The following is a 17,912-nucleotide window of genomic DNA, read 5'->3' on the forward strand; positions in this document are numbered from 1 at the left end:
AAACCGACAGTTGGTCATATTTTCTGACCAGTCGGGGGAAGCCATGCCATTCGAAAAGATCGTGTCCGAGAAACTGTCGCAAAGCGTTGCCCGCCAGATCGAACTCCTGGTCCTGCGGGGCATCCTGCGGCCGGGCGAGCGTTTGCCTGCCGAACGCGATCTGGCAGAACGCATGGGCGTGTCACGCCCCTCTCTGCGCGAAGCGCTGGAGGCGCTGGAACTGAAGGGGCTGGTAATCAGCCGCCCCGGCTCGGGCGTGTTTGTTGCCGATGTGCTGGGCTCGGCCTTCTCGCCCGCGCTGATCGAGCTGTTTTCCAGCCATGACGAGGCCGTGTTCGACTACCTCGACTTTCGCCGCGATCTGGAAGGACTGGCCGCCGAACGCGCCGCCCGGCTGGGATCGGATACCGACCTTGCTGTCATCGCCACGATCTTCGGCAAGATGGAGGCCGCGCATCAGAAGCGCGACCCGACCGACGAGGCGCAGCTGGATGCCGAATTCCACATGGCGATCATCGAGGCCAGCCACAACGTCGTCATGCTGCACATGATGCGATCCATGTTCGATCTGCTGAAACAGGGCGTGTTCTTCAACCGCATGATGATGTTCCGTGACCGCATGACCCGTGACCGGCTGCTGGACCAGCACCGCGCCATCAATACGGCGATCCAGTCCCGCAATCCGTCCGCCGCGCGGGCGTCGATCTGTCATCACATGGATTACGTCGAACAGGCCCTGAAAGAACAGCAGCGCGCCGCCCGGAACGAGGCAGTGGCCCGCCAGCGTATCGAACACGAACGTCAGCGCTGAAACGCAAAAACCCCGGCAGCGCCGGGGTTCCGCGTCACCGATCCGGGATCGGATCAGTGAAGTTTGGCTTCGACCTGCGCAATCGCCTCGTCGATGGAGGCTGCGGTGGTTTCGGCCGACATCTGCTTGGTCAGCACGTCACCGGCCGCCGCAATCGCCACATCCACCGCACGTTCGCGCACTTCGCGCACCGCAGCAGCTTCGGCCGAGGCAATCCGCTCTTCCGCCGCAGCCAGACGGCGCGCGATGGAGGTCTTGAGATCCGCCTTGGCCTGTTGGGCCGCCGCGAGAGCCTCTTCCTTGGCCGCCGCCACGATCCGCTCCGACTGCTCCATCATCTCCTTCTGCTTGCGCTCGTAGGAGGCGAGGATGGTCTTGGCTTCTTCGCGCAGCAAACGCGCTTCTTCCAGTTCCGCCTTGATCAGCGCGGCCCGGTTGTCGAGCATCGCCCCAAGCTTGGCCGGAACCTTCAGATACAGAAGGATCAGGACGAAAACGACGAAGGCCAGCAGGACGATGAAGTTCGAGTTGCGCAGCGAGACGAACGGGCCGTCCGCCGCCAGCGCGGGGCTGGCCGCCAAGGCTGCAACGATCAGGATCAGCTTCTGCATGATCTTATCCTTTCAGCCGGGCGTTGATTGCCGCCATCACGCTGCGTGCATCGGCCTTGCCGCCAAGCGCCGCAACCAGTTCCTTCGCCGTATCCTTGGCCACCTCGGTCACGCTTTCCAGCGCGCCCGCACGGATCTCGCCGATCCGGGCTTCGGATTCCGCCGTCTTGGCCGCGATTTCGGCATCGGCCTTCGCCGTCGCCTTGTCGAGATCAGCCTGGATTTCGGCTTTCGCCTCGGCCACGATCCGGCCGGCTTCAACCCGTGCCTTCTCGAGCGCCTCGTTGTAAGCCTTTTCGGCGGCCAGCGCCTTCTGCTTCAGCTCTTCGGCTGCCGCGAGGTCGTTGGTAATGGTGCCGCTGCGTTCGGCCAGAACCGCCCCGATCCGGGGAAGGGCCACGCGCCACAGCACGAGAAAAATCACGACAAGCGCGACCACGAGCCAGAAGATCTGGTTGCCCCAGGTCGAGACGTCGAGTTGCGGCATACCGGCGGAATGACCCGCCGCGCCAGCCGCTTCATGCGCTTCGGTCGCCATGTGATGTCCTCACGTCGTCAAAAACCTGGCCGGGGGACGAAGCGCCCTCCCGGCCGAGAAGATGCGAAGCGTCAGGATCAGACGGCGAACATCAGCAGCAGGGCGATCAGGAACGAGAAGATGCCCAGAGCTTCGGCAAACGCGATGCCGACGAAGAGGTTCGCGGTTTGCGAAGCAGCAGCCGAGGGGTTGCGCAGCGCGCCGGCGAGGAAGTTGCCGGCGATGTTGCCCACGCCGATGCCGGCGCCGCCCAGACCGATGGCCGCCAGGCCAGCACCGATGTATTTGCCCATGAGCGCGAGTTCGACCATTTGAGTTCTCCTTGGTGGAAAGTCAGATTGAAGGGTTGAGGTCCGAACCTTAGTGGTGGGCGCCGCCCACCGCGTCTTTCAGATAGACGCAGGTCAGAATGGTGAAAACATAGGCCTGCACGACCGCGACGAGCAGTTCCAGACCGTAGATCGCGGTCACGGCACCCACCGCCACCGGCGAGATGACAGCCATTGAGGCAAAGCCCGCGAACACTTTCATCACAGCGTGGCCCGCCATCAGGTTGCCCGCAAGACGAATGGAATGGCTGACCGGACGCACGAAGTAGGAAATCACCTCGATCACCGCCAGCACCGGGCGCAGCGCCAGCGGCGCCGACGAGACCCAGAACATGCCGAGGAAGCCGATGCCGTTCCTCACGAGACCCAGGATGGTCACGAACAGGAACACGAGCAGCGCCAGCGTCACGGTCACCGCGACATGGCTGGTGGTGGTGAAGCTCATCGGGATCAGACCGAGCAGGTTCGAGAACAGCACGAACAGGAACAGCGTCATCACGAAGGGGAAGTATTTCACCCCGTCATGGCCCGTCACATCCTCGACCATCTTGTAGATGAAGCCGTAGATCATCTCGCCGACCGACTGGATGCGCGAAGGGATGATCGCCCGACCGCGCGAACCGAACACCATCAGCGCGATGATCACCAGAACCGTCGCAGCCATCCAGACCGTGACATTGGTGATTTCGAACGCACCGATGTTCGAGGTGCAGTCCGCATGCGCGGGATCACAGAAAAACCGTTTCACGATGAACTGATCCATCGGGTGGATCGCAAATCCGGTCTCGGCCACGTCTGTTATCCTTCGGTTCCGGCGGAACGTTCCGCCTGTGTCTCGGTCGCCTGTGCCCGCAACTGGCGCTCCTGCATGTCACGGGCGGTGCCGATGACGGTGCGGATACCAGCCGCAAAGCCGAGCAGGAGGAAGACGATCAGCAGGATGGGCTTGGTGCCGGACAGATAGTCCAGCCCGTAACCGATGCTGCCCCCGATCATGATCCCCGAGGTCAGCTCCAGCACCATCCGCCAGGCCACTTCCGCCTGCGAAAAATCCTTGCCTGCCGCAGCGGGCTTCGCCTTGCTCCCCTTCGCCTCGGCCAGACGCGCTTCCAGCGCGCGAAGCCGTTCCGGATCGGGTTCCTGAGCCATGCGGTACGCCCCCTGAACAGTCGGCGCGAACCTACGCAGAGGCGCGTATTGAGTCAAGCAACACCGCGCCCATCAACTCATTGATAAGGAATGATTTTGCAAAATCATTCAGGCCCCGCCGAGGCCGTTTGCGCTCTCACGGCGGCGTGAGACATATTCAACCCCGCAGTTGACGATCACGCGCCACTCCGCCAAGGATGCGCCATGACCGACCCTCTGTCGCCCATCTTCTCGGCCCTTGCCGACCCGACGCGCCGCGCCATTCTCGGCATGCTGCTGGAGGATGACATGGCCGTCACCGACGTGGCGGAACCCTTCGCCATGTCGCTGGCCGCCATCTCGAAACATCTTCAGGTGCTGGCGGATGCCGGGCTGATCAGCCGCGAGAAACGCGGCCGCGTGATCTGGTGCAAGCTGGAACCCGACGCCATGCGCACTGCCTCGGTCTGGATGCAGGGCTTCGGCCAGTTCGAACCCGTGGATCTGGATGCGCTGGAACGGTTTCTGGAAACCGAGCTGCGTGATGTGGCCCCTGCCCCGCCGGATCAAGGGACGCCCGAAGTTGATTGAGTATTTTTACAAGAAGCAGGACACATCGGTCTGCTCTTGCTTCTTGCCCAAATACTCAAAAGCTTCAGCTACACCGCCTCATCATCGGGCAAGGATGGCAACCGATACGCAGGCCATGGCAATGCCGCAAGACGATGGCCCCGGAGGGGTCTGAGGAGGGCGGCGCCTCTATGCCGGTCAGGCGGTGAACCAGTCACGATACTGGTCGCGCAGCAGGTTCTTCTGCACCTTGCCCATGGTGTTGCGCGGCAGGGCCTCGACCACGACAGCGGCTTTCGGCTGCTTGAAGCGCGCCAGACGGTCGCGGATGGCCGCAAGTGCGGTCTCGACCTCCAGCACCGCCCCCTTCTGCAGCACAAGGACCGCAAAGACCGCCTCGCCGAAATCCGGGTGCGGCAGGCCGATCACCGCGCTTTCCAGCACACCCGGCACCTCGTCGAGCAGCAACTCCACCTCTTTCGGATAGATGTTGAACCCGCCCGAGATCACCAGATCCTTGGCGCGGCCGACGATGGTGACATAGCCGTCCGCGCCCTGCACGCCCAGATCGCCAGTGATGAACCAGCCATCCTCACGCAATTCCTCGCGGGTTTTCTCGGGCATCTGCCAATAGCCCTTGAAGACGTTGGGGCCGCGCACCTCAAGCGTGCCGACCTCGCCGCGCGGCACTTCAACTCCGTCCGCCATCACCCGCAGTTCCACCCCCGGCAGTGGCAGGCCGACGGTGCCGGCGCGGCGCTCGCCCTCATAGGGGTTCGAGGTGTTCATGTTAGTCTCGGTCATGCCATAGCGCTCAAGGATCCGATGGCCGGTGCGGGCTTCGAAGTCGCGGTGCGTTTCCGCCAGCAGCGGTGCGGAGCCCGAGATGAACAGGCGGAAATGCCCGACGAGATCGCGGGTGAAGCGCGGATCATCCAGCAGGCGGGTGTAGAAAGTCGGCACCCCCATCATGGTGGTTGCTTGTGGAAGCAGACGGATCACGGCCTCCTGATCGAAACCGGGCAGGAAGATCATCTTGCCGCCAGTCAGCAGGACAAGGTTGGAAGCCACGAACAGCCCGTGCGTGTGGAAGATCGGCAGCGCGTGCAGCAGCACATCCTCAGCCGTGAAACGCCAGAGGTCGCGCAGCACTTCGGCGTTGGACAGCAGGTTGCGATGCGTCAGCATCGCGCCTTTCGAGCGGCCTGTGGTGCCCGAGGTATAAAGGAAGGCGGCCAGATCCTCGGGACCACGATCCACGGGGGCGATGGTTTGGGGCTGTCCGGCTGCGTGGTCCGTCAGGCTACCGCTGCCATCCGCGTTGAGGGTCAGCACCGTCGCGCCGTAGCGCGCCGCGACCGGCGCAAGCGCTGCCTCTTTCGTGCCGTCACACAGAAAGACCGCAGGCGTCGCATTGCCAAGGAAATAATCAACTTCATCAGGGGTATAGGCTGTATTCAGCGGGAGGAACACCGCCCCCAGCGCCACTGCCGCACCATAGACCGCCAAAGCCTCGGGGCTTTTGGCAATCTGCACTGCAATCCTGTCACCAGTTCCCAGACCGGCCGCACGCAGGGCATGGGCCTGCTGCGCCACCATTGCCAGAAACGCGTGACCTGTGATCTGGCGCCCGTCCGGCAAGATCAGAAAAGCGTCGTAACGATCCGCAAGCGGCGCGAAAAGGGCATCGAACAGCGTGTTTGGCATGGGCACCTCCGTCACCTTCCTGCCATGCGGCAGGCGCTGCCTCAAGGCTGTGGAGCGGATTGGGTCCGGTTCGGAAACGGTCCGTTTAACCCAATCTTGTGATTTTGCCGGGGCGGACCGCTTGCTGCCGCAATTTTGCCGCGAGTGCCCCTGAGGCTCAGGGCAACCAGAAAGGAGGATCACATGAGCTTCGTCACCCGCATGATCCAGATGTTCCGCAAGACGCCCGCGACGCAAGAGGCCAGGATGGATGACCTTTTCGATATCCGCATCCGCAAGATGCAGGGCCGCCAGCGCCTTGCGCCGCGCGCCACCCCGTTCAGAAATTCACGGCTACATTCGGCAGCCTGAGTTCAGCCACCAGATCGCGCAATTCCTGCCGGGCCGCGATGTTCGACAGGTTCAACTGCTCGACCCCGGTATCCTTGAGGTCCAGCAGGGTCAGCCCGCGCGGAAAAAGTTCGCGGAAGATCACGCGTTCGGTAAAGCCAGGCGCCACGCGAAAGCCGATACGGCGCGAAAGATCGGTCAGCGCCGCGCCAACCTTCTTCTTGTTGTGCATCTGTTGCGCGCCCAGACGGTTGCGCAGCACGATCCAGTCGATCGGCTTCAACCCGGCCTGCGCCCGAAGCTGACGTGCGTTCCACACCATCTCGGCATAGATCGACGGCCCCTTCACCTTGTTGGTTTCCGGGTCGATCCGCGCCAGCAGGTCGAAATCCACGAAGGAATCGTTCAGCGGCGTGATGAGCGTATCGGCCAGGCTGTGCGCGACCTGGCTCAGCCGGGTATGCGAGCCGGGACAGTCAATGATGATGAAATCACTGATCGGTTCCAGCGCCGAAACCGCGACAGACAGCCGGTGGTCATAGGTATTCTCGCCCGGCGCAAGGGTTTCGGCATCGGCCTCGGGTAGTTCGCGGTAATCCGGTGTGGGCAGGTCCACCCCGTTCGCCGCCATCCAGGCGCGGCGGTTCTCGACATAGCGGCCAAAGCTGCGCTGCCGCAGATCAAGATCCAGCGCACCGACGCGATGACCCATCCGCGCAAGGGCCGTGGCGATATGCATGCAGGTGGTCGATTTGCCCGAGCCACCCTTTTCATTGCCCACAACGATAATATGCGCCATGGCCCGCTACCCTTCCGCTGGTCTGTGTGGCGGCCTTCATAAGGCCTGTCCCCGCCAGAGGGAAGCGGGAAGCCGCCGATGTGACACGCTGCGCGCGAATCCTGCAAGACAGACACCATGTCACCGGGCGAGTTGCCCGATGACGGGGCACTCTGATGACCGGCAAAGAAAAAGGCGCATCCGAAGATGCGCCTTTTCCGAAATTCGCAGAGACGTGGATCAGAAACCCAGGCCCGCGTATTTGTTCTTGAACTTCGACACACGGCCGCCGGTGTCCATCAGCTTGGCGGTCTGGCCGGTCCAGGCCGGGTGCGAAAGCGGGTCGATGTCCAGCGCCATCGTGTCGCCTTCCTTGCCCCAGGTGGTGCGGGTGCGGAAGGTGGTGCCGTCTGTCATCTTCACTTCGATGAAGTGATAGTCGGGGTGGATGCCCTGTTTCATGGCGCCAATCCTCACTCAGCTTTTTCTTTGTAGTTGGTGACTTCGGCGATACGGGCCGATTTGCCGCGACGCGAACGCAGGTAGTAGAGCTTCGCACGGCGCACACGGCCACGACGCACCACCTCGATCGAGTCGATGTTCGTCGAATAGAGCGGGAACACACGCTCCACGCCTTCACCGAACGAGATCTTGCGAACGGTGAACGAGGCCGAGATGGTCATGCCGCCCTTGCGGCCGATGCAGACGCCTTCATAGTTCTGCACACGCGACCGGGTGCCTTCGGTCACTTTGTAGCCGACGCGGATGGTGTCGCCGGCTTTGAAATCCGGGATCTTCTTGCCGAGGGCAGCAATCTGCTCGGCTTCAAGCTGCGCGATCAGGTTCATGCGCAAGTCCTTTCGTTGCTTGCGGTTGTTCCGCAAAGGTGATGCCGTGTCAGAGCTCCTGGCCTTCGATCGGGTCCCCGCGCATCCGCGCAAGCCCGCCGGAGATGAACCGACGCATTTTGTGCCGCCCCTGTCGCCGAAACCCGGTGAAGAAGCCGGGCCTGTGGCAAAGGGAATCGGGTCCGGCGGGCATTTCGCCCCCGGACTGCGCGCGTATAGGGGGAAGGCGCGATCCGGTCAAGGGCAGCGGGGGCTCAGCCGCCCTTCTTCGCCTGATGTGCGGCCCACAGATCGGGGCGGCGCGCGGCGGTCAGTTTCTCGGCCTCGGCCCGGCGCCATTTCGCAATCTCGCCATGATGGCCGGATTGCAGCACCGCCGGGATTTCGTGCCCTTCCCAGACCGTCGGGCGCGTGTATTGCGGGTGTTCCAGCAGCCCGTCGGCAAAACTTTCCTCCTCGGTGGAGGCCATGTTGCCCAGAACACCGGGAATCAGCCGGACGGTGGCGTCGATCATCGCCTGCGCAGCGATCTCGCCCCCGGTCATCACGAAATCGCCAAGGCTGATTTCCTCGATGCCATAAGCGTCAATCACGCGCTGGTCCACGCCCTCGAACCGACCACAAAGCAGGGTCAGCCCCTCGGTCGCGGCCCATTCATGCGCCTTGGCCTGGGTGAACGGTCGCCCGCGCGGGCTCAGGAAGACGATGGGCCAGCGGGCACGGTCGCGCGGTGCGCCCTGCATCGCCTGATCCAGCGCCCGCGCCACCACATCGGCGCGCAGCACCATGCCCGCCCCGCCCCCGGCCGGGGTGTCATCGACGTTGCGGTGCCTGCCCTCGCCAAACGGCCGCAGGTCGATGGTTTCCAGCGACCACAGCCCCATATCCAGCGCCTTGCCCGTCAGCGACAGGCCCAGCGTGCCGGGGAAGGCATCGGGGAACAGCGTCACGATCTTTGCGCACCATGCCCCTTTCACCCGCTGCGGCGCCATCAGGTCGCGCGGTTGCAGGCTGGCCGAAATGCTCAGCCGGCCATGGCTTTTCGGTTTCGGGGGGATGGTCGGTTCGCTCATGCCCCCGCTTTTAGGGCAAAGCCTGTGCGGCGCAAAGGGGCGTTACAGCGGCAGGCCCGCGCGAAACTGCGCCAGAAGCGCATCTTTCGCCGCCTGCCGGTCCTCCCGCGGCATCGTCTGCCGGTTCAGCGCGACGAAGGCCGCCACCAGTTGGGCCGGGGCGCCGCGATTGGCGGCAGGCACGGGCGCAAGATGCGCGCGCAGATCCGCTCCCAGCCCCGCCGCATCATAGATTGCCTCCACCGGGCCAAGGCGCCGCTGTGCCTGCTCTTCCAGCGGGGCTGCATGGACGGGTGCGCCAGTCGCACGGGCCACGGCCTCCAGCAACGGGCCTGTGCGCACCGCGCCCGCCATGCGATCCGCGAAAGCGGTGGCATCCTCCAGCATCGTGTGCCGCTTGGCCTGCTGCCAGTGGAGCGAGGCCAGCCAGGCCCCCGGCGCGCGCGTCCCCAGCACGACGCGCAGATCGGCGCCGGGAAAGGCTGCGCGCAGACCCCGCGCAAGCTCGGCCAGCAGGCGGGGCGCGGCCCCGTAATCCGTGATACCGAAATCGCCGGGCATATGCCCCGCCAGATCCTCGCTCGACACGATCAGCCCCTGCCCCGCCGCCAGATCGAGGCCGCCGAGCCATTGCGCCAGCGCCTGACGGTAAAGCCGCATCGCCATCGGGCGCCGCTCCGCCGACCACAGACGCGCTGCCCGGGTCAGCGTTCGGAAGGCCGGGCCGCGCGGCAGTTGAAGCGCGAAGACGGGGGCCAGCGCCTCCCGATGCGCAGCCAGCGCGGCCTGAACCGATGTCGTGCCGGTCTTGTGAAATCCGGCATGGATCACCACCACCCAGTTGCCCGCAGGATCAGCCTGCCCGGACGACACCGCGACCATCGCCGTTCAGCGGCGCGAGCCGCAGGTTGAGCGCGGCAAGCGCGCGCAGGGTCCGGGCCGCCTCGGGACCGGACCGCGCCGCGACGGCCTCAAGCGCCGCTGCATTGGGGCAATCGCCCCAGACATCGACATTCTGCTGCAACAGCGCGGAACAGCGGGTGGCGAACAGTATCAGCAACGCGTCATCGCCTGCCGCGATCTGCAAAGCCCTGACCGGCGCCGCCTGCCCGGCGCAAAGCTCTGCCCCATGGGCATCGGTGGCCTGAAGGATGAAGGCCTGCCGCAGATGGCGCGGGGCCTCCGGGGCCTGGCCCCGCTCCCACAGGGCGCGCAGCAGAAGATCCGGCGGCAGATGCGGCGCCAGCGCGGCCAGATGCGCCTCGATCTGGCCAAGGGCGGTTTCCGCCGGAAGATCGGCCAGGGGTTGCGTCATGCGAAAGGCCAGATCCGGGTCGCACGGCAGGGAGGCACCGCTGTCGCCCGCTGTCGGCCAAGCGTCAGGCGAGGCGCTGCGCGGCCCGGGCGTCCAGATCAGCCGCGCCAGCGGTATCGCAAGGAAGGACAGACCCACCGGCAACATCACGGGGATCTGCGGGGTGCTGCCCATGACACCGCCAATGCCCCGGCCCAGCCCGAACAGCAGGGCAACCAGCAGCACCTGCACCACCAGACGCCCACCCGCGTTCAGCAGGCTGTCCGGCGCCCGCCATTCCGCGCCACCGCGCGGCCAGTCCGCCGGGTTCATCACAAACAGCCAAAGCGCGAAGATCAGGGTGAATGCGGGCACGACCCGCCAGCCAAACCCGCCCAGACCTGCCAGCAGCGGCCCGAAATACATCAGCCCGTTGGCAAACTGCAAAAACCGCAGGCGGTTGGTCATTCCGGTGCCCCCTGACGTGGCTTCATGCCCTTCTTGACGCACAGATTGCGCCGACTTCCCCTGCACGTCCAGCCTGATACGAGGGGCCTCAGCCCCTTACGCCTGCTCCTCCGGCGGATCGACCACCAGAATCCCGGCGGCAAGATCCACGGTCGGCACATTCGCCTGCGTGAACGGCAGCAAGAGACCCTGTTTCAGACCCGGCCCGGAGATTTCCAGAAAATCGCCCGCGCCATGGTTATGCACCGCCCGCACCCGGCCCAACACCGCGCCGCCGGTATCCTGCACCGTCAGCCCGACCAGATCGGCATAATAGAACTCGTCATCCGGCAGCTTCGGAAGGCAGGATTTGTCGGCGTAAAGATGTACACCCTTCAGCGCGTCGGCCTCTTCCTTGGTGGCCACGCCTGACAGCCGCGCGCCCAGCCCGCCCGCCAGGGGCCGGGTCAGGCGCAGCTTGAAGCTGCGGCTGCCATCCTCGGTATAGAGCGGGCCATAATCGGCGATGGCGGCGGGTTCGGCGCAGAAGCTTTTCAGCCGCACCTCGCCCTGCACCCCGAAGGCACCGGCGATGGCGCCCACACAGATCCGGTCAGCGGCGTCGGACATCTCAGCGTCTCTCCATGATCAGCGCGGGTGCGCGGGCCTCCCAGCCCTCGCGTTCCAGCTCGGGGGTATCATCGGTCGTTTCGGGCCAGCCGAGGCACAGATAAGCGATGAAGCGCCAGCCCTCGGGCACCGCCAGATCGCGGGTGAGCCGGTCGGGATCGAGGATCGAAACCCAGCCGAGGCCAAGCCCCTCGGAGCGCGCGGCGAGCCAGAACAGGCTGATCGCCCCCACCACCGACCAGGCACGGGTTTCAGCCATGGTTCCGGCCCCGAGACCCGCGCCCTTGGCGGTTTCCTCGTCGCAGAATACGGCCAGATGCACCGGCGCCTCGCGCATGCCCGACAGTTTCAGCCGGGCATAAAGCGCAGCCTTGTCGCCATCGTAGGCTGACAGCGCATCCGCATTGGTGCATTCGAAATTGTCAATCGCCGCCGCGCGCGCGGCCTCGCTTTCCACCCGGATCAGGCGCCAGGGTTCGGAAAGTCCAACCGAGGGGGCAAGCGCAAAAGCGCGAAGGCAGCGGTCAAGCACCGCTGCCTCCACAGGATCGGTGCGAAAACGGCGCACATCGCGCCGCCAGCGCATCAGATCCAGAAGCTCTGCCCGGAACTCCGGGCCATAGCTGCCCTGCATGGGCGGCCGATCACTCTTCCGCCGGGGCGGCGTTGCGGGCGGCTTTCTTCGCGGCGCGTTCCTGCGCGGCCTTGCCCGGCACGGCTGCCTTCGGGTTGTTGCGCACGGTTTTCGCCTTCAGGCCAGCGGCCTCGAGGAAACGCGCCACGCGGTCGGTCGGCTGCGCGCCCTGACCCAGCCAGTATTGCACGCGCTCGACATCCATCTTCACGCGGTCTTCGCTGTCCTTGGCCAGCAGCGGGTTGTAGGTGCCCAGCTTCTCGATGAAGCGGCCATCGCGCGGCATGCGCGAGTCCGACGCGACGATGGCGTAGTGCGGACGTTTTTTCGAGCCGCCACGGGCCAGACGGATTTTCATGGACATAGGTTTTCTCCTTCAAGTCCGGTTTGACGGGCGCATCAGCCCCCGCCGGGATGGGTGTTACTTTTGCAGTTGCTCGTGATGCCTGATGACTTCGGAAATGATGAAGTTCAGGAATTTCCGGGCGAATTCCGGGTCGAGATCCGCCTCTTGCGACAGCCGTTCCAGCCGCTCGATCTGCCGCGCCTCGCGCGTGGGGTCCGAAGGCGGCAGCGCATGCTCGGCCTTCAGACGTCCCACCGCCTGAGTATGTTTGAACCGCTCGGCCAGCGTATAGACCAGGATCGCGTCCAGCCGGTCGATCGATTCACGATGTTCCTTCAGCACGGCGGCGGCCCGGGTCGCTGCGTCGGTCGTCATGCGTAAGCCTCCATTCCGCCATCGCTCAGCGTATCGGGCGCCGGGTGACGCCAGATGCCGCTTTCGCCGAATTGTTCATGCACGAATGTGCCGTCGGGCTCGCAGCCCATGCGCCGCGCCAGCGCCTGCGACCGCGTGTTGTTCGCGGCAATCAGGCTGATGACCGTGGGCCAGCCCAGAACGCCATAGACATATCCACGCGCGGCCAGTGCCGCCTCATATGCCAGGCCCTTGCCCTCTGCCTCCGTCGCCCAGACCGACCAGCCGATCTCCGGCTCGGGCCAACCCTCGGGGAACCATGGCCCACACATGCCCAGCGGTGCGCCGCTGGCGCGGTCGGTGAAGATGAACATGCCGTAACCGCGATGGACCCAATGCCCGGTCATATGACCAAAGGCCCGCCAGGCCAGCGCCCGGCTGATCGGCCCGCCGATATGGACAGAGCGGTCAGAGGCCATGAACTCCGCAAGAGCCTCGAAATCCGAGGTGACCGGCGCGCGCAGGATCAGCCGTTCGGTTTCCAGCACCGGGGTGGGGCCATAGCTCAGCACGGCAGCCCCCTGCCCCAGCGGGTCGCCCCAATGATATGGACGCGACTCCGGCTCATTTCTTCTTCATCAGCCCCGACAGGCCCGAAGGCAGGCCCGAAGGCAGGCCCATGCCACGCGGCAAGCCCGGCATACCACCCCCAAGGCCCGGCATGCCCGATTTCATCGCCCGCGCCGCTTCCTCAAGCTGCGCCGGGTCCATGTTCTTCAGGTCCGGCATGCCGCCGCCCTTGCCCATCATGGCCTTGGCAACCTGCTTCATCATGCCGCCCTTGCCCATCTTCTTCATCATGTCAGCCATCTGCTTGTGCTGCTTCAGCAGACGGTTCAACTCAGCCACTTCAAGCCCCGCCCCTTGGGCGATGCGCTTCTTGCGGCTGGCCTGAAGAAGGTCCGGGTTTGCCCGTTCCTTTTTGGTCATCGAATTGATCAGCGCGATCTGGCGGCGCAGCATGCGGTCGTCAAAGCCCGCATCCTCGGCCATCTTGGCGGCCTTGCCCATGCCGGGCAGCATCCCCATGACGCCCTGCATCCCGCCCATCTTGAGCATCTGATCCAGCTGCATCTTGAGGTCGTTCATATTGAACAGACCCTTGGCAAAGCGCTTGGCCATGCGTTCGGCCTGCTCGGCCTCGAAGGTCTCGCGCGCTTTCTCGACCAGCGCCACGATGTCGCCCATACCGAGAATACGGCCAGCCACACGCTCGGGCTCGAAGGCGTCCAGCGCGTCCATCTTCTCGCCCAGACCGACAAAGCGGATGGGCTTGCCGGTCACCGCGCGCATCGACAGCGCGGCACCGCCACGGCCATCGCCATCCATCCGGGTCAGCACGACACCGGAGATGCCGACCTTGCCGTCAAACTCGGTCGCCACATTCACCGCGTCCTGCCCGGTCAGACCATCGACCACCAGCAGGGTTTCGCGGGGCTGGGCGATGTCGCGCACCGCCTGAACCTCGTCCATCAGCACTTCGTCGATGTGCAGACGGCCCGCGGTATCAAGGAACAGCACATCATAGCCGCCCAGATTGGCCTGGGTCTTCGCCCGTTTGGCGATCTGCACCGCCGACTCGCCCTTGACGATCGGCAGGCTGTCGACGCCGATCTGCCCGGCGAGGATCTGAAGCTGCTCCATCGCGGCGGGGCGCTGCGTATCGAGCGAGGCCAGCAGAACCTTCTTGCCGTTCTTTTCCTTCAGCCGCTTGGCCAGCTTCGCGGTCGTCGTGGTCTTGCCCGAACCTTGCAGACCCACCATCAGGATGGTCGCGGGCGGGTTGTCGATCTTCAGCGCATCGGCGGCGCCATCACCCGACAGCACGCGCACCAGCTCGTCATGGACGATCTTCACCACCTGCTGACCCGGCGTCACCGATTTGGTAACCGACTGCCCGGTGGCCTTGGCCTTGACCGCCTTCACGAAGTCGCGGGCGACCGGCAACGAGACGTCGGCCTCCAGCAGCGCCACCCGCACCTCGCGCAGCGCGGTTTCCACATCCGCCTCGGACAGCGCGCCCTGACGGGTCAGCCGCTCGAACACACCTCCAAGGCGTTCCGACAGGTTCTCGAACATCGCGCGCCCTCCTTGGCCGTTGCGGTTCTGCCGGATATGGGTCCGGCGGCGGATGAAGCAAAGCCCAAGGGCACCCGTGGGCGCAACGCGCTGACGGATGGCGATCCCGGCTCATGCCATGGGACCGGAAGCGACGAGCCTCCGGGGAATTGGACCTGCCTCTAGGCCAAACCACACCCTGAGTCAACACAGAGCCCCCTTTTACCCTGGTCCCAATATCCCCGCCGGAGGCACGCCGCGCCGGACCGGCGCAGCCGGACGGCAAGACAAAGCCGTGCGGCCGCAAGGCCGCGCCGCCTGAAAACCGCCCGGAGCCGCTCTCATGCCGGTGCCCCTTGCCGCCGCGGCCCCAGCCGCTAATCTCGCACCGAACAGCAGGAGCCCGCGCATGGAAAACTGGGATGAGGTCCGCACCGCCTTTCAGGTCGCCCGGCTGGGCACCGTCTCAGGCGCGGCCGAGGTGCTGGGCGTGCACCATGCGACCGTGATCCGCCATATCGACGCACTGGAAAAGCGGCTGGGAACCCGGCTGTTCCAGCGCCACGCGCGCGGCTACACCCCGACCGAAGCCGGGCGCGACCTGCTTTCGGTTGCGCAGGCCACTGAGGAACAGTTCAGCCAGCTCGCCTCACGCATCAAGGGTCAGGGCGAAACCGTGACCGGAGAGCTGGTGGTCACCTCGATCACCGGCCTCGCCTCGCTGCTGACGCCGGTCATGGTGTCGTTCCAGAAGACGCATCCGGGGCTGATCGTGCGCTACCTCACCGACATGCGGCTGTTCCGGCTGGACTACGGCGAGGCGCATGTTGCGATCCGCGCGGGCGCCATCCCGGAAGAGCCCGACAATGTGGTGCAACCCCTGCTGCGGATGCGCACCGGGCTTTACGCGGCGCGCAGCTATGTCGAGCAGCATGGCCACCCCCGAAGCCCGGATGAATTTGCCGGACATCTGTTCATCGGGGCTGACAGCAATCTCAGCCGCGCGCCCTTCCACCGCTGGCTGCACGATACGGTGCAACCCGAACAGATCAGCTATCGTGCAACGGACAGCGCCGCACTGGAAGCAGCACTGCGCGAGGGCGCGGGCATCGGCTTCCTGTCGCATTACATCGCCGCCCGTGACCCCGGTCTGGTCGAGATCATGGCGCCGCGCGATGAATGGGCCGCCCCGCTGTGGCTGGTGACCCATGTGGATCTGCATCGCACCGTGAAAGTACAAAGCTTCCTGTCACATCTGAAAGCCGCTGCCGCAAGCTGGGCCGACGTATGACATCGGCGGGGTTGAGCGCATTGAGCCCGGGCCAGCGCGGACATCTGGCGATGCTGGGATTTTCAGCGCTGGTTGCCGGGTCGTTTTCGCTGGGCGCGATGGCAGCCCCCCATATCGCCCCCGCCGCGCTGACCGTACCGCGGTTCGCGCTGGCTGGCGCGCTGGTGGGGATTGCGGCACATCTGACCACCGGCATTCCGCGCCGCGCCTTCGTGGCTCCCTGGCGCTACCTGATTCTCGGTGCGCTTCTGGCCGCCTATTTCGTGCTGATGTTCGAAGGGCTGCGCACTGCTGCCGCCGTTCCGGCCGCTGCCGTCTTTACCCTGACACCGCTGATGGCGGCAGGCTTTGGCTGGATGTTGCTGCGCCAGCGCACGACCCCACGCATGGCGCTGGCGCTGGCCATCGGCGCGGCGGGGGCAGTCTGGGTGATCTTCCGGGGCGATCCTGCCGCCCTGATGCGGCTGCATGTCGGGCGCGGCGAGGCCATCTATTTCATCGGCTGCATCGCCCATGCGCTTTATGCCCCGATGATCCGCCGCCTGAACCGGGGCGAACCCGCCGTGGTCTTTACCTTCGGCATGATGCTGGCGGGCTTCGGCCTGCTATGCCTTTACGGCTGGCGCGACGTACTGGACACAGACTGGGCCGCCCTGCCCGCGATAGTGTGGATATGCCTTGTCTATGTCGCGGTCGCCGCCAGCGCCGCCACCTTCGTTCTGCTCCAATACGCAACCCTGCGCCTGCCATCCGCCAAGGTCATGGCCTATACCTATCTTGTGCCAAGCTGGGTGCTGATCTGGGAGATCGCGCTGGGGCACGAGGTGCCGCCCGCCATCGTGCTGGGGGGCGTGGCGCTGACGATCATCGCGCTTCTTCTGCTGCTGAAGGACGAGGAAGGCTGAACCTTCTGTGCAAAGCAAGCGGCTGACTGTGCCCCCATGCAGGGCGACATTGACCGCCCGGCTGCTTACCTTGGCGGCAACGTGAAGGAACAGGAGGCAGACCATGGAATTCGGTCTCGATACTTTCGGTGACGTGACCCGTCGCCCCGATGGCAGCCTGAAAGCGCAGGACGAGGTGCTGCGCGATGTGGTGGCCGAAGCGGTCCTCGCCGATCAGGCGGGCGTTGATGTCATCGCCCTGGGGGAACATCACCGCGACGATTTCGCCATTTCCGCGCCCGAGATCCTGCTGGCCAATATCGCCGCCCGGACAAGCCGCATCCGGCTGGCAACCGGGGTCACGGTTCTGTCGACCGACGATCCGATCCGGCTTTACCAGCGCTTCTCGACGCTCAATGCCCTGTCCGGCGGTCGGGGCGAGGTCATCCTCGGCCGGGGATCGTTCACCGAAAGCTATCCGCTGTTCGGCCAGGACCTGCATGATTACGAGATGCTGTTCGAGGAAAAGCTGGACCTGTTCGCCGCCGTCAACAAGGGCGGCCCGGTGAACTGGAAAGGTCGTCACCGTGCGCCGGTGAAAGTTGGCGCGGTCTATCCTCCGGCCGGGCCGCAGGGCATCGCGGCCTGGATCGGCGTGGGCGGCAGCCCGGAATCGGTCGTCCGGGCGGTCCGCTATGACATGCCGATGATGCTGGCCATCATTGGGGGTGACGCGCGCCGCTTCCGCCCCTTCGTCGACCTTTACCATGACGCCTATGCGCAGATCGGCGGCACGGCAAAACCTCTGGGCGTGCATTCGCCCGGCCTGATCGCCGATACCGACGAGGCCGCCCGCGAGATCGCCTATATCGGCTACAAGGCGCTGCATGACCGGCTGGGCCGCGAACGTGGCTGGTCGCCGATCACAAAGGCTGCCTTCCTGCACGAGGTCGAACAGGGCAGCCAGTATGTCGGCAGCCCGGAAACCGTGGCCCGCAAGATTGCCGGGACGGTGAAGGCGCTGGGGCTGAACCGCTTCAGTCTGAAGTATTCGGCAGGCACGACCCCGCACGAAGACCTGATGCGCTCGGTCGAGCTTTACGGCACCCGCGTCATCCCTCTGGTGCGCGGGATGCTGGCGGAAGGCTGATCGGGAAAAGCGGGAAAGCCGGTGCGATCCCGGCTTTCCTT

General features: G+C 65.1%; 24 protein-coding genes. 6 read left to right on the plus strand and 18 right to left on the minus strand.

Translation table 11 applies throughout. The features are described from left to right. Nucleotides 1-43: 43 nt before the first annotated feature. Nucleotides 44-811, plus strand: coding sequence for a FadR/GntR family transcriptional regulator (locus tag IE126_RS04635; RefSeq protein WP_054300833.1), 768 nt, complete (start codon nucleotides 44-46; stop codon nucleotides 809-811). 53 nt (nucleotides 812-864) lie between these two features. On the opposite strand, the gene IE126_RS04640 is transcribed toward IE126_RS04635, so the two are convergent. The 5 genes from IE126_RS04640 to IE126_RS04660 form a co-directional block, all read right to left on the minus strand. After that, on the minus strand, nucleotides 865-1,422 hold the full coding sequence (locus IE126_RS04640; RefSeq protein ID WP_189380284.1) for a F0F1 ATP synthase subunit B: 558 nt from the start codon (nucleotides 1,420-1,422) through the stop codon (nucleotides 865-867). 4 nt (nucleotides 1,423-1,426) lie between these two features. Continuing rightward, nucleotides 1,427-1,960, minus strand: a complete 534-nt coding sequence (locus tag IE126_RS04645) for a F0F1 ATP synthase subunit B' (RefSeq protein WP_189380285.1) — start codon at nucleotides 1,958-1,960, stop codon at nucleotides 1,427-1,429. A 77-nt stretch (nucleotides 1,961-2,037) separates the two neighbouring features. Continuing rightward, entirely contained in the window at nucleotides 2,038-2,271 is a 234-nt protein-coding gene (locus tag IE126_RS04650; RefSeq protein ID WP_054300836.1) for a F0F1 ATP synthase subunit C, read from the minus strand. 49 nt (nucleotides 2,272-2,320) lie between these two features. Further along, the gene (locus IE126_RS04655) at nucleotides 2,321-3,091 is read right to left on the minus strand and encodes a F0F1 ATP synthase subunit A (RefSeq protein WP_255349790.1); all 771 of its coding nucleotides are present in this window, start codon (nucleotides 3,089-3,091) and stop codon (nucleotides 2,321-2,323) included. Further along, nucleotides 3,088-3,438 (minus strand): AtpZ/AtpI family protein, encoded by a 351-nt coding sequence (locus tag IE126_RS04660; RefSeq protein WP_108128848.1) that lies wholly within the window; start codon nucleotides 3,436-3,438, stop codon nucleotides 3,088-3,090. The genes IE126_RS04655 and IE126_RS04660 overlap by 4 nt, the downstream gene beginning before the upstream one ends. Nucleotides 3,439-3,642: 204 nt before the next feature. On the opposite strand from IE126_RS04660, the gene IE126_RS04665 reads away from it, so the two are divergent. After that, complete coding sequence (locus IE126_RS04665; protein WP_189380286.1) at nucleotides 3,643-4,008, plus strand: ArsR/SmtB family transcription factor; 366 nt, start codon at nucleotides 3,643-3,645, stop codon at nucleotides 4,006-4,008. A 177-nt stretch (nucleotides 4,009-4,185) separates the two neighbouring features. Here IE126_RS04665 and IE126_RS04670 read toward each other — a convergent pair whose 3' ends face one another. Then, on the minus strand, nucleotides 4,186-5,694 hold the full coding sequence (locus IE126_RS04670) for a malonate--CoA ligase (protein WP_189380287.1): 1,509 nt from the start codon (nucleotides 5,692-5,694) through the stop codon (nucleotides 4,186-4,188). Between the two features lie 183 nt (nucleotides 5,695-5,877). Between IE126_RS04670 and IE126_RS04675 the strand changes: the two genes are divergently transcribed. Next, nucleotides 5,878-6,045 (plus strand): hypothetical protein, encoded by a 168-nt coding sequence (locus tag IE126_RS04675; protein ID WP_189380288.1) that lies wholly within the window; start codon nucleotides 5,878-5,880, stop codon nucleotides 6,043-6,045. Here the strand turns inward: IE126_RS04675 and IE126_RS04680 are convergent. The 12 genes from IE126_RS04680 to ffh all read right to left on the minus strand — a co-directional run bounded on the left by IE126_RS04680 (nucleotide 6,014) and on the right by ffh (nucleotide 14,567). Further along, nucleotides 6,014-6,823, minus strand: a complete 810-nt coding sequence (locus IE126_RS04680; RefSeq protein WP_054300840.1) for a division plane positioning ATPase MipZ — start codon at nucleotides 6,821-6,823, stop codon at nucleotides 6,014-6,016. The two genes, IE126_RS04675 and IE126_RS04680, sit on opposite strands and share 32 nt — an antisense overlap. Nucleotides 6,824-7,042: 219 nt before the next feature. Then, on the minus strand, nucleotides 7,043-7,264 hold the full coding sequence (gene rpmE / locus IE126_RS04685; protein WP_054300841.1) for a 50S ribosomal protein L31: 222 nt from the start codon (nucleotides 7,262-7,264) through the stop codon (nucleotides 7,043-7,045). An 11-nt stretch (nucleotides 7,265-7,275) separates the two neighbouring features. Further along, nucleotides 7,276-7,650, minus strand: coding sequence for a 50S ribosomal protein L19 (gene rplS, locus IE126_RS04690; RefSeq protein WP_054300842.1), 375 nt, complete (start codon nucleotides 7,648-7,650; stop codon nucleotides 7,276-7,278). A gap of 254 nt (nucleotides 7,651-7,904) precedes the next feature. Continuing rightward, the gene (gene trmD / locus IE126_RS04695; RefSeq protein WP_082400619.1) at nucleotides 7,905-8,723 is read right to left on the minus strand and encodes a tRNA (guanosine(37)-N1)-methyltransferase TrmD; all 819 of its coding nucleotides are present in this window, start codon (nucleotides 8,721-8,723) and stop codon (nucleotides 7,905-7,907) included. Nucleotides 8,724-8,765: 42 nt separating this feature from the next. Continuing rightward, on the minus strand, nucleotides 8,766-9,605 hold the full coding sequence (locus IE126_RS04700; RefSeq protein ID WP_189380289.1) for a sulfotransferase: 840 nt from the start codon (nucleotides 9,603-9,605) through the stop codon (nucleotides 8,766-8,768). After that, a complete protein-coding gene (locus IE126_RS04705; protein WP_108128852.1) occupies nucleotides 9,577-10,485 on the minus strand; it encodes a hypothetical protein in 909 nt (302 codons plus the stop codon). The genes IE126_RS04700 and IE126_RS04705 overlap by 29 nt, the downstream gene beginning before the upstream one ends. A 96-nt stretch (nucleotides 10,486-10,581) precedes the next feature. Then, on the minus strand, nucleotides 10,582-11,094 hold the full coding sequence (gene rimM, locus IE126_RS04710; RefSeq protein WP_189380290.1) for a ribosome maturation factor RimM: 513 nt from the start codon (nucleotides 11,092-11,094) through the stop codon (nucleotides 10,582-10,584). A gap of 1 nt (nucleotide 11,095) precedes the next feature. Beyond that, nucleotides 11,096-11,728, minus strand: a complete 633-nt coding sequence (gene bluB, locus IE126_RS04715) for a 5,6-dimethylbenzimidazole synthase (RefSeq protein WP_189380291.1) — start codon at nucleotides 11,726-11,728, stop codon at nucleotides 11,096-11,098. A gap of 10 nt (nucleotides 11,729-11,738) precedes the next feature. Next, nucleotides 11,739-12,092 carry a 30S ribosomal protein S16 gene (gene rpsP / locus IE126_RS04720; RefSeq protein ID WP_054300847.1) on the minus strand — a complete coding sequence of 118 codons (354 nt, stop codon included), beginning with the start codon at nucleotides 12,090-12,092 and terminating at the stop codon, nucleotides 11,739-11,741. Between the two features lie 57 nt (nucleotides 12,093-12,149). Further along, a complete protein-coding gene (locus tag IE126_RS04725; RefSeq protein ID WP_054300848.1) occupies nucleotides 12,150-12,449 on the minus strand; it encodes a chorismate mutase in 300 nt (99 codons plus the stop codon). Further along, entirely contained in the window at nucleotides 12,446-13,000 is a 555-nt protein-coding gene (locus IE126_RS04730; RefSeq protein WP_054300849.1) for a GNAT family N-acetyltransferase, read from the minus strand. Before IE126_RS04730 ends, IE126_RS04725 begins: the two co-directional genes overlap by 4 nt. 52 nt (nucleotides 13,001-13,052) lie before the next feature. After that, nucleotides 13,053-14,567: a signal recognition particle protein gene (gene ffh, locus IE126_RS04735; protein ID WP_189380292.1), complete on the minus strand. Its 1,515-nt coding sequence runs from the start codon at nucleotides 14,565-14,567 to the stop codon at nucleotides 13,053-13,055. Nucleotides 14,568-14,955: 388 nt separating this feature from the next. On the opposite strand from ffh, the gene IE126_RS04740 reads away from it, so the two are divergent. The 3 genes from IE126_RS04740 (at nucleotide 14,956) to IE126_RS04750 (ending at nucleotide 17,871) form a co-directional block, all read left to right on the plus strand. Further along, nucleotides 14,956-15,837, plus strand: a complete 882-nt coding sequence (locus IE126_RS04740; RefSeq protein ID WP_054300851.1) for a LysR family transcriptional regulator — start codon at nucleotides 14,956-14,958, stop codon at nucleotides 15,835-15,837. Continuing rightward, entirely contained in the window at nucleotides 15,834-16,742 is a 909-nt protein-coding gene (locus IE126_RS04745; protein ID WP_189380293.1) for a DMT family transporter, read from the plus strand. Before IE126_RS04740 ends, IE126_RS04745 begins: the two co-directional genes overlap by 4 nt. Before the next feature lie 103 nt (nucleotides 16,743-16,845). Beyond that, entirely contained in the window at nucleotides 16,846-17,871 is a 1,026-nt protein-coding gene (locus tag IE126_RS04750) for an LLM class flavin-dependent oxidoreductase (protein WP_054300853.1), read from the plus strand. Nucleotides 17,872-17,912 lie beyond the last annotated feature (41 nt).

Origin of the sequence: Gemmobacter nanjingensis (assembly GCF_014652195.1) — a bacterium.
Taxonomy (GTDB): Bacteria; Pseudomonadota; Alphaproteobacteria; order Rhodobacterales; family Rhodobacteraceae; genus Gemmobacter; species Gemmobacter caeni.

What these genes read in the sequence shown, in the direction of transcription:
- IE126_RS04635 (WP_054300833.1), top strand. Translation starts at nt 44, where the DNA reads ATGCCATTCGAAAAGATCGTGTCCGAGAAACTGTCGCAAAGCGTTGCC.
- IE126_RS04640 (WP_189380284.1), bottom strand. Translation starts at nt 1,422, where the DNA reads ATGCAGAAGCTGATCCTGATCGTTGCAGCCTTGGCGGCCAGCCCCGCG.
- IE126_RS04645 (WP_189380285.1), bottom strand. Translation starts at nt 1,960, where the DNA reads ATGGCGACCGAAGCGCATGAAGCGGCTGGCGCGGCGGGTCATTCCGCC.
- IE126_RS04650 (WP_054300836.1), bottom strand. Translation starts at nt 2,271, where the DNA reads ATGGTCGAACTCGCGCTCATGGGCAAATACATCGGTGCTGGCCTGGCG.
- IE126_RS04660 (WP_108128848.1), bottom strand. Translation starts at nt 3,438, where the DNA reads ATGGCTCAGGAACCCGATCCGGAACGGCTTCGCGCGCTGGAAGCGCGT.
- IE126_RS04665 (WP_189380286.1), top strand. Translation starts at nt 3,643, where the DNA reads ATGACCGACCCTCTGTCGCCCATCTTCTCGGCCCTTGCCGACCCGACG.
- IE126_RS04670 (WP_189380287.1), bottom strand. Translation starts at nt 5,694, where the DNA reads ATGCCAAACACGCTGTTCGATGCCCTTTTCGCGCCGCTTGCGGATCGT.
- IE126_RS04675 (WP_189380288.1), top strand. Translation starts at nt 5,878, where the DNA reads ATGAGCTTCGTCACCCGCATGATCCAGATGTTCCGCAAGACGCCCGCG.
- IE126_RS04680 (WP_054300840.1), bottom strand. Translation starts at nt 6,823, where the DNA reads ATGGCGCATATTATCGTTGTGGGCAATGAAAAGGGTGGCTCGGGCAAA.
- rpmE (WP_054300841.1), bottom strand. Translation starts at nt 7,264, where the DNA reads ATGAAACAGGGCATCCACCCCGACTATCACTTCATCGAAGTGAAGATG.
- rplS (WP_054300842.1), bottom strand. Translation starts at nt 7,650, where the DNA reads ATGAACCTGATCGCGCAGCTTGAAGCCGAGCAGATTGCTGCCCTCGGC.
- trmD (WP_082400619.1), bottom strand. Translation starts at nt 8,723, where the DNA reads ATGAGCGAACCGACCATCCCCCCGAAACCGAAAAGCCATGGCCGGCTG.
- IE126_RS04700 (WP_189380289.1), bottom strand. Translation starts at nt 9,605, where the DNA reads ATGGTCGCGGTGTCGTCCGGGCAGGCTGATCCTGCGGGCAACTGGGTG.
- IE126_RS04705 (WP_108128852.1), bottom strand. Translation starts at nt 10,485, where the DNA reads ATGACCAACCGCCTGCGGTTTTTGCAGTTTGCCAACGGGCTGATGTAT.
- rimM (WP_189380290.1), bottom strand. Translation starts at nt 11,094, where the DNA reads ATGTCCGACGCCGCTGACCGGATCTGTGTGGGCGCCATCGCCGGTGCC.
- bluB (WP_189380291.1), bottom strand. Translation starts at nt 11,728, where the DNA reads ATGCAGGGCAGCTATGGCCCGGAGTTCCGGGCAGAGCTTCTGGATCTG.
- rpsP (WP_054300847.1), bottom strand. Translation starts at nt 12,092, where the DNA reads ATGTCCATGAAAATCCGTCTGGCCCGTGGCGGCTCGAAAAAACGTCCG.
- IE126_RS04725 (WP_054300848.1), bottom strand. Translation starts at nt 12,449, where the DNA reads ATGACGACCGACGCAGCGACCCGGGCCGCCGCCGTGCTGAAGGAACAT.
- ffh (WP_189380292.1), bottom strand. Translation starts at nt 14,567, where the DNA reads ATGTTCGAGAACCTGTCGGAACGCCTTGGAGGTGTGTTCGAGCGGCTG.
- IE126_RS04740 (WP_054300851.1), top strand. Translation starts at nt 14,956, where the DNA reads ATGGAAAACTGGGATGAGGTCCGCACCGCCTTTCAGGTCGCCCGGCTG.
- IE126_RS04745 (WP_189380293.1), top strand. Translation starts at nt 15,834, where the DNA reads ATGACATCGGCGGGGTTGAGCGCATTGAGCCCGGGCCAGCGCGGACAT.
- IE126_RS04750 (WP_054300853.1), top strand. Translation starts at nt 16,846, where the DNA reads ATGGAATTCGGTCTCGATACTTTCGGTGACGTGACCCGTCGCCCCGAT.